Annotated in this window: 11 protein-coding genes; 2 read left to right on the top strand and 9 right to left on the bottom strand. The window is 70.0% G+C overall.

Annotated features, from left to right (window positions below; translation table 11 throughout):
- Nucleotides 1-28: 28 nt before the first annotated feature.
- The 7 genes from kduI to AB8810_RS00465 form a co-directional block, all read right to left on the bottom strand.
- Complete coding sequence (gene kduI, locus AB8810_RS00495) at nucleotides 29-883, bottom strand: 5-dehydro-4-deoxy-D-glucuronate isomerase (protein WP_369915199.1); 855 nt, start codon at nucleotides 881-883, stop codon at nucleotides 29-31.
- Nucleotides 884-1,249: 366 nt separating this feature from the next.
- Nucleotides 1,250-2,308 (bottom strand): LacI family DNA-binding transcriptional regulator, encoded by a 1,059-nt coding sequence (locus tag AB8810_RS00490; RefSeq protein ID WP_179570398.1) that lies wholly within the window; start codon nucleotides 2,306-2,308, stop codon nucleotides 1,250-1,252.
- Between the two features lie 47 nt (nucleotides 2,309-2,355).
- Nucleotides 2,356-3,939, bottom strand: coding sequence for a family 43 glycosylhydrolase (locus tag AB8810_RS00485; RefSeq protein WP_369915198.1), 1,584 nt, complete (start codon nucleotides 3,937-3,939; stop codon nucleotides 2,356-2,358).
- 50 nt (nucleotides 3,940-3,989) lie between these two features.
- Complete coding sequence (locus AB8810_RS00480) at nucleotides 3,990-5,273, bottom strand: TRAP transporter large permease (protein ID WP_369915197.1); 1,284 nt, start codon at nucleotides 5,271-5,273, stop codon at nucleotides 3,990-3,992.
- A 3-nt stretch (nucleotides 5,274-5,276) separates the two neighbouring features.
- Nucleotides 5,277-5,795 carry a TRAP transporter small permease gene (locus AB8810_RS00475; protein WP_206229790.1) on the bottom strand — a complete coding sequence of 173 codons (519 nt, stop codon included), beginning with the start codon at nucleotides 5,793-5,795 and terminating at the stop codon, nucleotides 5,277-5,279.
- A gap of 10 nt (nucleotides 5,796-5,805) precedes the next feature.
- Nucleotides 5,806-6,798, bottom strand: coding sequence for a TRAP transporter substrate-binding protein (locus tag AB8810_RS00470; protein ID WP_369915196.1), 993 nt, complete (start codon nucleotides 6,796-6,798; stop codon nucleotides 5,806-5,808).
- Between the two features lie 36 nt (nucleotides 6,799-6,834).
- Complete coding sequence (locus tag AB8810_RS00465) at nucleotides 6,835-7,659, bottom strand: 2-keto-4-pentenoate hydratase (protein ID WP_369915195.1); 825 nt, start codon at nucleotides 7,657-7,659, stop codon at nucleotides 6,835-6,837.
- Between the two features lie 353 nt (nucleotides 7,660-8,012).
- On the opposite strand from AB8810_RS00465, the gene AB8810_RS00460 reads away from it, so the two are divergent.
- Nucleotides 8,013-9,068: an alpha/beta hydrolase gene (locus AB8810_RS00460; RefSeq protein ID WP_369916719.1), complete on the top strand. Its 1,056-nt coding sequence runs from the start codon at nucleotides 8,013-8,015 to the stop codon at nucleotides 9,066-9,068.
- 177 nt (nucleotides 9,069-9,245) lie between these two features.
- Nucleotides 9,246-10,910, top strand: coding sequence for a carboxylesterase/lipase family protein (locus AB8810_RS00455; protein WP_369915194.1), 1,665 nt, complete (start codon nucleotides 9,246-9,248; stop codon nucleotides 10,908-10,910).
- Nucleotides 10,911-11,122: 212 nt separating this feature from the next.
- Here AB8810_RS00455 and AB8810_RS00450 read toward each other — a convergent pair whose 3' ends face one another.
- Both AB8810_RS00450 and AB8810_RS00445 read right to left on the bottom strand, forming a co-directional pair.
- Nucleotides 11,123-11,689, bottom strand: a complete 567-nt coding sequence (locus AB8810_RS00450) for a hypothetical protein (protein WP_372530409.1) — start codon at nucleotides 11,687-11,689, stop codon at nucleotides 11,123-11,125.
- 78 nt (nucleotides 11,690-11,767) lie between these two features.
- Nucleotides 11,768-12,949 (bottom strand): GGDEF domain-containing protein, encoded by a 1,182-nt coding sequence (locus AB8810_RS00445; RefSeq protein ID WP_369915192.1) that lies wholly within the window; start codon nucleotides 12,947-12,949, stop codon nucleotides 11,768-11,770.
- Nucleotides 12,950-13,160: the final 211 nt, after the last annotated feature.

Genomic DNA, 13,160 nt, shown 5'->3' with positions numbered 1-13,160 from the left:
CGGCGGCGCAGGTGGCGCGCGCGGCGGCTTACTTGAGCTGGCAGATGTCCAGCACGTGCATGTCGGTGTAGTCCAGGTTCTCGCCGCCCATCGCCCAGATGAAGGCGTAGTTGCTGGTGCCGGCGCCCATGTGGATCGACCACGGCGGCGACACCACCGCCTCGTCGTTCTGGATCACGATGTGGCGCTGCGCGTCGGGCTCGCCCATGAAGTGGTAGACGCGGTCGTTGGCGTCCAGGTCGAAGTAGAAATAGACCTCGCTGCGGCGGTCGTGCAGGTGCGGCGGCATGGTGTTCCAGACGCTGCCCGGCTTGAGCACGGTCAGGCCCAGCAGCAGCTGCGAGGACTGGCAGGTGGCCGGCACGATGTACTGGTAGATGGTGCGCTCGTTGCTGGTCTCCAGCGCGCCGCGGTCCAGCGCCACCGCGTCCTTGATCGACAGTTGCTTGGTCTGGAAGCGCGCATGCGCCGGGGTCGAGGCCAGATAGAACCGGGCCGGGTTGGCCGCGTCGTCGGAGGCGAAGCTGACCTCGCTGCTGCCCATCGCCACGTACAGCCCGTCCTTCGGTCCCAGCGCATAGGCGGTGCCGTCCACGGTGACCGTGCCGCTGCCGGCGCCGACGTTGATCACGCCCAGCTCGCGGCGCTCCAGGAACGGGTGGCCGGCGGCCGAGGCCGGTTCGGTCTGCTGCGGCAGCGCCACCGGCTTGCTCACCGGTGCGGCACCGCCGAGCACGAAGCGCTCGTAGTGGGTGTACTTCAGCGTGACCGCGTCGGCGACGAACAAGCCATCGAGCAGGTACAGCTCGCGCAACTGGTCGTTGCTGGCGCCCTTGATGGCGTCGGGATGGGTGGCGTAGTGGGTCTTGCAGTACAGGGACATGGGGATCTCCGGGGCAAGCAGGGACACGCGGCAGCCCGCATGAGGGCATTCTAGCGGCTCTGGTAAACCGGTGTCATTGCGCAGTGCACGAAAGGCTGGGATTCGGGATTGGGGATTCGGGGCCAGCGGCGGAGAGTTTGGACGGGCAATCGGCGCCGCGCGCCGCTGGCGCTCACGGACACGGCGACATATCGGGCAGGCCGATCTTCTTGGCGACGATTGCTGCATCCCGTCTGGAGAAAAGCCCCCTTTGGTAAAGGGGGCGCGCCGAAGGCGCGGGGATTCGGCAGGCTCGGCGCCGGGGCCCAAGGTTCTGCAAAGCAGAACCTTGGGGGCAACTGCCCGCGCAGCGGACAGTTGCCGCGCTCAGTCTTCCGGCGGCTGGCAGGAGTCGCGCACGATCAGGTGCGGGCGCACGCTGGCGATCGCCAGCGCCGGGGTGCCTTCGGGCTGGATCAGCATCGCCGCGGCGGTGCGGCCGGTGTCGCGGGTGTGGCGGCGCACCGAGGTCAGCGACGGCCACAGGCGCGAGGCCAGCGGGCTGTCGTCGTAGCCGATGATCGACAGCTGGCGCGGGATGTTGATGCCGGCGCGCAACGCGACCTTGTACACGCCGGCTGCCATCTCGTCGTTGCCGGTGAAGATGGCGCTCGGGCGCTGCTTGCCGAGCAGCAGTTTCTCGGCCGCGGCCACGCCGGATTCGAAGGTGTAGCCGGCCTCGACGATGCGCTCCGGCGGCAGCTCGATGCCGCGCCGGGTCAGCGCGTCGATGAAGCCGGCGGTGCGCTCGTGCGCGGAGCGGTAGGCGCTGGGACCGGTGATCAGCGCGATCTCGCGGTGGCCCAGCGACAGCAGGTAGTCGGCCGCTTCGGCGGCGCCGTCGCGGTCGTGGGTGACCACCATCTGCGAGGTCTCGTCCAGCGGCAGCGAGGCGATGCGGGTGTAGCGCACGCCGATGCCGGCGAGCATGTCGGCCAGCGCCTGGTCTTCGGAGGCGCGCGGCACCAGGATCACGCCGTGCAATTTCTGCTGCTGCACGAAGCGGCGCACGCCCTCGATGTAGCCCGGGCTGCGGCTGTCGCAGGGATGCACCACCAGTTCGAAGCTGGAGCCGCGCAGCGCGTCCAGCGCGCCGTACTGCATGTCCACGATGTACTGCGCGGTCGGGTTGTCGTAGACCATGCCGATCAGGAACGAGCGCCGGAACGCCAGCCCGCGCGCCAGCGGATCCGGCGCGTAGCCGACTTCGCGCATCAGCGCCTCGACCTTCTCGCGCGTGTCCTTGCGCACCAGCGGCGAGTTGTTGATGATCCGCGACACCGTTTTCTTCGAGACCCCGGACAGGCGCGCGATGTCGTTGATCGTCGCGGCCTTGCCGTGGACGGAGGCGTGGACATCGGCGGAAGGGGGTTTGCTCGGCGCCATGGACGGAAAACCGGACGGAAGAGGACGGATTCTACCGGTAGTCATGTTCACTCCAGCGCACGGTAGCGGAATTGGCGGAAATGCACCTTTCCATTTCCGGCCGCATACAGCGCCGGTTTCAGCGCCAGGAACTTGCCGGCGACGTTGTGGTGATAGCCGGACACTTCCATCTGCACCGGGTACTTGGTCCAGGTGGTGCCGTCGCGGCTGCTGTGAATGGTGACGATGTGGCGGTCGTTGCGCACCCGCAGCCACAAGCGGCCGCCCTTGGCGCTGGGCGCCAGCTGCGCCGGGCGCTCCTCGCCGTAGCGGTGCATGACGAAGGCCTCGCCATTGCTGCCCACCCCGGCGTACAGGCGCTCGCTGTAGAACAGCAGCGCGCCGCCCTGCGCGCCGGGTTCGATCTCCATCTCCACCTCGAACTGGTAGGCGGGATCGGGCGCGATCACGGTCAGCGGCGAGCTGTCGCGCGGGGCGCGGCCCTTGCCCTGCACGCTCAGCGTGCCGTCGCCGAAGGACAGACGCTGGGACTCGTCGCGGCCCGGATTGAAGAACGACCACTGCGGGCCGAGCCGGCCGCCGCGGAAATCGTCCGACAACGCCAGCCCGTGCGGCAGCGCCTGCCCGCTGGGCTTTTTCAGCGGCATGCCGAGATCGCCGCCCTTGGCCACGAACCAGCCGTCGGCGGTCCAGGCGATCGGGTCCAGCAGCGCCTGCCGGCCCAGCGTCCAGTAGCCGTTCTCGTAGCCGTGGTAGAGCATCCACCAGCGCCCGTCGGTGCCTTCGACCAGGGTCGCATGGCCGCGCGACCACCACGGCTCGGCCGCGCTCGTGGTGCGGGTGATCGGGTTGTTCGGCGCGTTGCGCCACGGCCCGTGGATCGAGCGCGCGCGCGCGGTGATCACCATGTGCCCGGTCGGCGGACCGGCGGTGCCGCCGACCGCGGTGGTCATGTAGTACCAGCCGTTGTGGCGGGTGATCTTCGGCCCTTCCTGCGCATAGGCTTCCACGTCCCAGCTTTCCGGGTACGTCCAGCCGTCGTAGACATGCCTGGGCGTGCCGACGACCTTCAACCCGTCGTCGGACAACTGCACGTAGTCGCCGCCGCTGAGGAACAGGTAGCGTTTGCCGTCCTCGCCGACCGCATGGCCGGGGTCGATGTACTTGCCCAGGCCAATGTCGATCGGCGCGCTCCACGGACCCCTGATGTCGTCGGCCCAGACCACGAAGTTGCTGCGCTGGCCCTGCTCGCCGCGCCGCGCCGGGAAATAGATGTAGTAGCGGTTGCCGTGCTTGACCAGGTCCGGCGCCCAGATCGCGCCGACGTTCTCGCTGATGGCGTGGCCCAGCGGCTGCCAGTTGACCAGGTCGCGCGAGTGCCAGATCGGCAGGCCGGGGTAGGCATCGAACGAGGACAGGGTGAGGTAGTAGTCGTCGCCGTCCTTGAGCACCGACGGATCGGGATGGTCGCCGGCCAGCACCGGATTGAGAAAAGTCCCGTTGCCCTGGTCGGCGATGCGCTGGTGTTCGATGCCGCGCTTCCAGTCGGCCGCCGCCGCCAGCGCGCTGGCGGCGAGCAGGCCGGCCAGCAGCAGCCAGCGCAGGGAACGCGGGATCGTGGACGAGCTCATGCCATGCACTCCTTGGTTCGCGCCGCAGCGGCTGCGTGCGGCGCGGCGTATCAGGCGCGCAGCGCGCGCGGCAACCACAGCGACAGTTCCGGGAAGAACGCCACGATCAGCAGCACGCACAGCGCCGCCAGCCAGAACGGCCAGATCGTGCGCATGCTCTGGGCCACGGTGATCTGGCCGATCGAGGTGCCGATGAACAGCACCGAGCCGATCGGCGGGGTGATCAGGCCGATGCCGCCGGCCAGCACCATCACCAGCCCGAAATGGATCGGGTCGATGCCGTAGGCCTTCACCACCGGCAGGAAGATCGGCGTGCAGATCAGGATCTTCGGCGCCAGGTCCATGAACATGCCCAGCAGCAGCAGCATCACCACGATCATCAGCAGCACGGTGTTCTTGCCGTCGGCGATCGACTGCAGCAGCGACACCGCCGCCGCCGGCACCTGCAGGTAGGCCAGCAGCCAGCCGAACACCGCCGCGGTGGCGATCACGAACAGGATCACGCCGGTGGTGCGCGCCGCATGCGTGACCGCGGCGAAGAACTCGGCCCAACGCAATTGCCGATACAGCAGCGCGGTGACGATCAGCGCGTACACCACCGCGATGGCGGCGCTCTCCACCGCGGTGAAGATGCCGGCGCGGATGCCGACGAAGATCAGCGCGACCAGGCCCAGCCCGGGCAGCGCGCCGACCAGGCGCAGCGCCACCGCGCGCCAGCCCGGGAACGGTTCGGTGCCGTAGCCGCGATGGCGCGCCACCGCGTAGCCGGTGATCATCATCGCCGCGGTCATCAGCAGCGCCGGGAAGATGCCGGCCGCGAACAGATCGGCGATCGACAAGCCGCCGCCGGCCGCGGCCGAGAACAGGATCAGGTTGTGCGAGGGCGGCACCAGCAGCGCGACCAGCGCCGCGGTCATGCTCACGTTGACCGCGTAGTCGCGGTCGTAGCCGCGGTTGATCATCTGCGGAATCATGGTGCCGCCGACCGCCGACACGTCGGCGATGGCCGAGCCGGACACGCCGCCGAAGAACAGCGAGGACAGCACGCTGACCTGGCCCAGGCCGCCGCGCATGCGCCCCACCAGCGACGAGGCCAGCGCGATCAGGCGATCGGAGATGCCGCCGCGCAGCATCAGCTCGCCGGCGAAGATGAACAACGGAATGGCGATCAATGATGCCGAACCGCTACCGGCGGAGATCTGCTGCACCAGCACGATCGCCGGCAGGTCCAGGTAGAGGATGGTCGCCAGCGCCGCGGCGCCCAGCGCGTAGGCCACCGGCACGCCGATCAACAGCAACAGCACGAACAGCCCGAGCAGGATTGCAATGGCCATGGCTCAGTTCACTCCTTCAGCGGTGGCCGGACGCAGCACCTGCCACGCCTGGTACAGCGCGAACACGCTCATCAGCGCGCCGCCGATCGACAGCGGCAGGTAGTTGATGCTCTGCGGCAGCGTGGCGCCGGCCATCTTGATGTCCAGCCCGTCCAGCAACAGCACCCCGCCCCACCAGGCGATCACCGCGCCGATGGCGACGATCATCAGCGGACGGATCAGGTCGATCGCCCGGCGCACGCGGGCGTGCATCTTCTCGGCCAGCAGGAAGAAACCGAAGTGGCGCTTGGTGTGCACGCCGGCGGCGGCGGCCAGGCTCATCGCGGTGCTCAGCAGCAGCAGCGTCACCGGCTCGGTCCAGCTCGGCGAATCGTTGAGCACGTAGCGGGTGAACACCTGCCAGCCCTGCACCACCACCAGCCCGAGCAGGGCGGCGGCGGCGATGCCGATGGCGAGGTTGGAGATCCGGTCCAGCAGCCGCTGCAGCGGCGCCACCGGGACGGCAATGGCGTGGTCGGTCATCGGCATGGCCTCAGGCGAAATCGCGGATGCGGCGGTACAGGGCTTCGATCTCCGGCTGCCGCCGGTAGTCGGCCAGCAGCGGCGCGGCGGCCTTGCGGAAGGCGGGCATGTCCACCTCGTTGACCGCCACGCCGTAGTCGAGCACTTCCTGGCGCGCCTGCGCCTCGGATGCGTCCCACAGCTTGCGCATCACCGCCACCGATTGCCGCGCGGTCTCCACCACCAGCGCACGGTCGCCCGGCGACAGCGCCTGGAAGCTGCGCCGCGACATCACCAGCACGTCCGGCGCATAGGAATGCTCGCTCTGCGACCAGTAGCGCGCGGCCTCGAAATGGCGGCTGGACTGGAAGCTGCGCATGTTGTTCTCGGCGCCGTCGATCATGTGCGTCTCCATCGCCGAGAAGGTCTCGCCCAGCGACATCGGCGTCGGATTGGCGCCGAGCATGCGCATCAGCTTGAGGAAGATGTCCGACGAGGCCACGCGCAGCTTGAGGCCATGCAGGTCTTCGGGACGGTGCAGCGGGTGCTTGGTGTTGTAGAAGCAGCGCGCGCCGGAATCGTAGATGGCCAGGCCGACCAGGTCGCGCTGCTCGAAGCTGGCCAGGATGCTGTCGCCGACATGGCCGTCGATCGCGCGGCGCAGGTGCGGCACCGAGTCGAACACGTATGGCAGGCACAGCGCCTGGGTCAGCGGGAAGGTGTTGTTGAGCGCGCCGGAGTAGACGCGGGTGATGTCGATGGCGCCGAAGCGGGCCATGTCGATCGCTTCCGCTTCGCGGCCGAGCTGGCCGGAGTGGTACTGGCGCAGCTTCAGCCGCCCGCCGGTCTGCCGTTCCAGGGTCTGCCCGAACCAGCGCACCGCCTCCACGGTGGGGTAGTCGGCCACGTGCACGTCGGTGGCGGTGAGCAGCCGGCTGCCGCCGCCGGCCTGGGCCAGCGTGCCCAGCGGGGCCGCCGCCGCCGCGGCCAATCCTGCGCCCAGGAAACCTCTACGAGTGATCATGCTGCGCCCTCCCGCGCGTCGTCGGCATGCCGCGGCTCAGGCCGCGACCGCCCTGCAATGAAGTTCGCCATAGCCGTCGAAACGGATCGTCGCGTGCTGGCCGATGGCGATGTCGTGGATGCCGGTGGCATTGCCGGTGGCGATCAGCTCGCCGCGCTTGAGCGGCCGGCCGCGCCGCGCCGAACGCGCCAGCGCGAACGCGAACGCAGTGCGCAGCCCGCCCGGCAACAGGGTGGCACCGCCGCTGCCGACGCGCTGGCCCTCGATCAAGGTTTCCGCCAGCAGCGCGGCCTCGTCCAGCGTGGTCCAGTCGGCGACCTGCGGCCCCAGGATCAGGCCGTTGTTGTTGCCGAAGTCGGAAATCACCACGCGCGGCCCCAGCTGGTTGATCGTGGCCAGCGGGCTGCTGGCCACTTCCACGCCGATGAACAGCGTGGACGGCACCTGCGCGGCCTGCTCCGGCGTCCAGTGCAACTGGTCGGCCGGCACGTCCGCGTCCAGCCGCATCACGTACTCGGCCTCGACCGCGCCGAAGCCGCCGTCGAACACCGGAATATCCGTTGTTCCACCGGTAGCATTCCAGAGGTTGCGGGCGAAGATCGGGCCGAGCAGGCGCTCGTCGCCGGAGTGGTCGCGGCGCTCGGCGGCGATGTAGCCGACCTTCCAGCCGACCACGCGGTCCGGCCATTGCGCGATCGCCAGGTCCTGCACGCGGTAGGCGCTTTCCAGGTCGTCGGGGATGATCCCGGGGAAATCGGGCAGCGAACGGCCCTGCTGGCGGGCCTGGACGAAGCGGGCCGCGATGTCGGCCAGCGCGGGCGGTGGCGTGTCCGAAGGACCGGAATGAGTGCTCAAGGGCATCTCCGCAAGAATGTGGGGGATCGGAAGAATTGCTGCGCCGCTCATCGACAGCGCGTTGCGCAGTTGTATATGGTAAACCGGTGTCATTGGCAATGTGCGGTGCGGCAAAAAGCCGGGATCGGGGATTCGGGAGTGGGGATTCGCTGAAGCGCTGCGACCCGATCCCTTCTGCAAGAACCCGTCGCTTGCGCGGCGCCGTGCGAGCGGATTAGCTGCACATCCTTGACCTGGGAGGGCGACGGATGCGGAACACGACGACAACGGGAGGCGCTGGTGTGGCGCTGGCGGATGCTGCCGACGACACCGGCCGGCAGCGCCGGGCCTCGCGCCCGATCCTGAGACAGGCGGCCGGCGTGCTGGCGCTGGCGTGGCGCCAGCGCCGGCAGGGCGCACTGGGCGTTTTGCTGGCACTGGCGCTCGCCGGCCCCGCGCTCGCCGCCGAGCACCCGAGCAGCGAAACCGCGGCCGAGCAAGCGGCGCGCATCCCGCTGTGGCCGGATCCGGCGCCAGGCTCCGTGCCCGGCCCCGACCAGGCGCGCATCGTCGACCGCAGCGACGACCCGGCGCTGCCCGACCGCGCCATCAGCGGCCGCTACCAGCCCTACCTGGTGGTGTACCGGCCGAAGACGCCGAACGGCAGCGCGCTGCTGGTCGCCCCTGGCGGCGGCTACGCGCGCATCGTGCTGGACAAGGAAGGCAGCGCCTTGCTGCCGATCTTCGCCGAACAGGCAGGCATCACCCTGTTCGTGCTGCGCTATCGGCTGCCCGATGCGGAAGCGGCGGGCGCCGACGCCGCGGCGCAACGCGACCTGCCGCTGGCCGACGCGCAGCGCGCGCTGCGCCTGATCCGCGCGCGCGCCGCCGATTACGGCGTGGACCCGCACCGGGTCGGCGCGATCGGCTTCTCTGCCGGCGGCCATGTCGCCGCCAGCCTCGGCACCCGCTACGACGAACGCGTCTCTCCGGCGCGCGATGCGATCGACCGGCTCAGCGCGCGGCCGGACTTCCTGCTGCTGCTGTACCCGGTCATCGACATGGGCAGCGGCACCGCGGCGCATACCGGGTCGCGCCTGCGGCTGCTCGGCCGCCATCCCGATGCCGCCACGATGGCAGCCTATTCGCTGCAGAACCGCGTGACACCGGCAATGCCGCCGACGTTCCTGGTGCACGCGCAGGACGACCGGGTGGTGCCGGTGGAGAACAGCCTGCTGTTCTACCAGGCGCTGCGCCAGGCCGGCGTGCCGGCGGAACTGCACCTGTTCGCGCACGGCGGCCATGGCTTCGGCACCCGCGGCATCGCCGGCCTGCCGCTGGCCGCATGGCCGACCCAGGCGCTGGAATGGATGCGCAGCGTGCAGGGCGACCCGGCCGCGCTGGCACCGATCCCGCCTGCCGCGCCGAAGCAGTAGCCGGCGCTGCCGCATCGCCATGCACCACGCCGCCATGACCCCGCGCCCGAACGCCGCCCGCATCGGGCCGTCTTGCGCCGCGCTCGGCATAGGCGTGCCGCGCCGCATCCACCCGACCCTTTCCGCTGCCAGCCCGGGCCCATGGCCGGCGGCGTTTGCCCACGGACTCCGCCACGCATGACTCCACTCGCCGCCATCCCGCCTGCCGACCTTGCCACCACCGCGTCCACCGCACCCGGCGACCACGGCCGGCGCCGCTTCCTGCACGGCAGCGCGCTCGGCGCACTGGCGTTGAGCGGCGCCCTGCCTGGCGGCAACGCCGGCGCCGCGCCCGTGCCCAACGATCCGGACGCGCCGCTGGCGCGCACCCGCAGCGGCCGCATCCGCGGCTATCGCGAGCAGGGCGTGCAGGTGTTCAAGGGCATTCCCTATGGTGCCGACACCGCGTCGCGCCGCTTCCAGCCGGCGCTGCAGGAACAGCCCTGGCGCGGCGTGCGCGATTGCAGCGGCTACGCCGCCTCCGCACCGCAGCTCAAGCTCGACCCGGTCAGCGAGGACTGCCTGTTCCTCAACGTGTGGACGCCCGCCCTGCGCGACGGCGCCAAGCGTCCGATCCTGTTCTACATCCACGGCGGCGCCTACAACAACGGCTCCGGCAGCGATCCGCAGTACGACGGCGCGCGCCTGTGCCGGCGCGGCGACGCAGTGGTGATCAGCGTCAACCATCGCCTCAACGCTTTCGGCTACCTGTACCTGGCGCAGCTGGGCGGCGCCGCGTTCGCCGCGTCAGGCAATGTCGGCCAGCTCGACCTGGTGCAGGCGCTGCACTGGGTGCGCGCGCATGCGGCCGAGTTCGGCGGCGACGCCGGCAACGTCACCGTGTTCGGCCAATCCGGCGGCGGCGCCAAGATCGCCACGCTGATGGCGATGCCGGCCGCGCAGGGCCTGTTCCACCGCGCGTGGACCATGAGCGGCCAGCAGGTCACCGCCGCCGGGCCGCGCGCGGCCACGCAGCGCGCGCAGTTGCTGCTGCAGGCCTTGCAGCTCGATGCCACGCAACTGGCGGCGCTGCGCACGCTGCCGATGCAACGCCTGCTCGAGGCCACGCGCACGCGCGATCCGTCGCGGGTGGAGAACACGTCCCTGTATCTGGGCCCGGTGCTGGATGCACAGGTGCTGCACCGGCACCCGTTCTGGCCGGACGCGCCGCCGCAGTCGGCGCGCATCCCGATGGTGATCGGCAACACCCACGACGAGACCCGCGCCTTCCTCGGCAACGATCCGGCCAACTTCGCGCTGACTTGGGACACGCTGCCGGCCAGACTGGAGCAGGAGCAATTCGTGGATCTGCTGCCGCAGGTGGTGATCGCCGAATACCGGCGGCTGTATCCGCACTACACGCCGAGCGAGGTGTTCTTCGCCGCGACCACGGCCGGGCGCTCGTGGCGTGGCGCGATCGAGGAAGCCGAGGCGCGCGCGCGGCAGGGCGCGCCGACCTGGGCCTACCAACTCGATTGGGGCTCGCCGCTGGACGGCGGCAAGTTCGGCGCGTTCCACACCCTCGACATCCCGCTGGTGTTCGACAACATTCGCCAGCCCGGTTCGCGCACCGGCGACGGCGCCGACGCGCAGCGCGTGGCCGATGCGATGAGCGAAGCGCTGCTCGCCTTCGCCCGCCACGGCGATCCCAACCACGCCGGACTGCCGCACTGGGAACCGTATTCGCTGGCACTGCGCGAGACCATGCTGTTCGATGCCGACAGCCGCCTGGCGCACGACCCGCGCGGCGGCGAACGGCGCCTCTACCAGCAGGTGCCGTTCGTGCAGCGCGGGACGTTCTGAGGTGGTGCAGGCCGCCGACGCGCGCATGCCATCCGAGCTTGGTGACGGCTAGCTGCTTCCGATCGCATTCGCCAGCGCGTCTTCGCTCGAGATCGCGCCACGCCCTGTAGGCGCGGCTTCAGCCGCGACGGGCGTTACCGGGAAAGCCTGTCGCGGCTGAAGCCGCTCCTACAATGTGCAGGACATTCCGTGGAAGCCGCACACCATCGCGCTCACAAGCTGGCAGAAAGGTAGTAGAGCTTGGAGGTCCGGGTGTCGTAGGCCAGCATGCTGACCTCGTCGACTTCCTGCCAGGAAGGATCCTCGGACCCTCCGTCGCTCGACGCGATGCGCAGGAACGCCAGCATGAAGCGCGGCGAATCCATGTCCGCCTGCGTGGGAAGCCACGGGCAGTCCGGCGAATCGTTGAACCCGATCGCCGTGCGCAATGCGTCCTTCTGCACGGCGCCATGCGCCGGTCCGCGCTGCCAGTGGCGCTGCGCCGCCTCGCCGGCCCAGAACGCGTCGGGAATCTTCGCCACCTCGGCCACATAGAAATACGCGTAATCGCGCTGCATCAGTTCATCGGGTGGCTTGCAGGCGTGCTCCATCCGGCGCACGCGCGTCACCGCATCGTCGAGTCCGGCCTGCCGCATCGTCTCGCGCAGGCGGCCGGCATCGTCGCTGCGTTCGATGGCCTTGGAAACGGGGTTGGGCGGGAGCAGATCCAGCGCGACGCATCCCTGTACCGCTGCCGCCGCCACGATCACAAGCACCAGCACGATGTTGCGCAGATGCATGCAAAGCCTCCATTCCGCAAAAGACCACAAGCGTTCGCGGCCGGCATCGCACTGCGCATCCGACCCGCGCCGGCGCTATTACCAACCCGTGTCCTCGGCCAGCACCACCTGGTTGCCGCCGCCGATGCGCGCGCGCTGCAGCAGCGCTTCGGCGCGTTGCATCAGTGTGGCGGCGGTGTCGGCGGTTGTGGCGAGCAAGGCGCCGACGCTGACGCCGAGCTGTTCGTTGGCCATGTCGGCGTGCGCGATCGCCAGCAGCTCGACCATGTCGCGCAGCGCCGGCGCCACCTGGCGCAGGTGCGCGCCGCTGGCGTCGTACAGCACCAGCGCGAAGCGGCCATCGTCGATGCGCATGGTCACGTCCATCGGCCGCAGCAGGCATTGCAGTACCTCGGCCACGTCCACCACCGCGCGGTCGGCCTCGCGCGGGCCGTAGCGCTGCAAGAAGGCGGCGTATCCATCCAGTTCGACCAGGATCAACGCCAGGCCGCGCTGCAGGCGCCGGGTCTCGGCCAACGCCACCGCCAGGTGCTCGTCGAAACGGCGGCGGTCGCCCAGGCCGGTGAGCGCGTCGCGCAAGGCTTCGTCGTCGCGCACCCGCCGCTGCAGAAAGCCCTCGCGGCGCGAATGCTCGCGCAGATAGCCGCCGACCGCGCCGATCGGTACCGCCGCCCACAGCAACCATTGCAGCCGCAGGTAGCCAGCCTGCGCGGCGCCGTCCAGCAGCAGATGCGCGGCCGCGGCGCTGATCGCACACAGCGTCAGCGCCACCGCCACGCTCTGCCACAGCGCCAGGCCCAGCGGAAAGAAACCGGCGACGATCACCAGGGTCATCACCGCGGCGGCATAGCGCAGTTCCTGCGGCGGATAGCCGATGCTCGACAGCACCAGCCCGGTGCCGCCGACCAGCAGCAGCAGCGCCGCCCGGCCCGGCCCGTGCGCATGCGCGCGATGGATCGCCACCGCCACCCACAGCAACGCCAGCAAGGTGGCCGCGCGCACCGCCACCGCGTAGCCGACCAGCCCGGTGCTGCCGGTCCAGCCGAAATGCAACGCGTCCCAGGCCAGCAACGCCAGCGCGATCAGCACCCCGAGCGAGGCCGCCACACGCTGCGCGAAGCCCATCGTCGATGCGGTATAGCGGCGATACGCCAGCTCCAGCGGCGGATCGAAGCGCAATGCGGCGAAGCCGCTACGCAACTGCCTGGCGTAGGCCTCGCCGGACGGAGCGTCGGGCGGTCCTTCGTAGCGTTGGTGCATGCAATCCCCTGTACGCGGCAGCGCGGAACAGAACGTGGTGGCTGTCACAAAAATTGCCGTGCGACGCCCAGCGCCAACGCTGCAGACTTCGACTTCCATGTACATGAGAAATCACTGGCGCGCGATTGTCCACTTTTCGCGGTCGGGCATGCGTGCGATGCGCAGCGCATGCGGGCGACAGGATGCGGCGTGGAGGCGCCGCGGCATGCCA

Origin of the sequence: Xanthomonas sp. NCPPB 3005, from assembly GCF_041228095.2 — a bacterium.
GTDB classification, from domain to species: domain Bacteria; phylum Pseudomonadota; class Gammaproteobacteria; order Xanthomonadales; family Xanthomonadaceae; genus Xanthomonas_A; species Xanthomonas_A bonasiae.
Note: the sequence above shows the minus strand (reverse complement) of the source record. Positions and strands in the feature narration are given on the sequence as shown.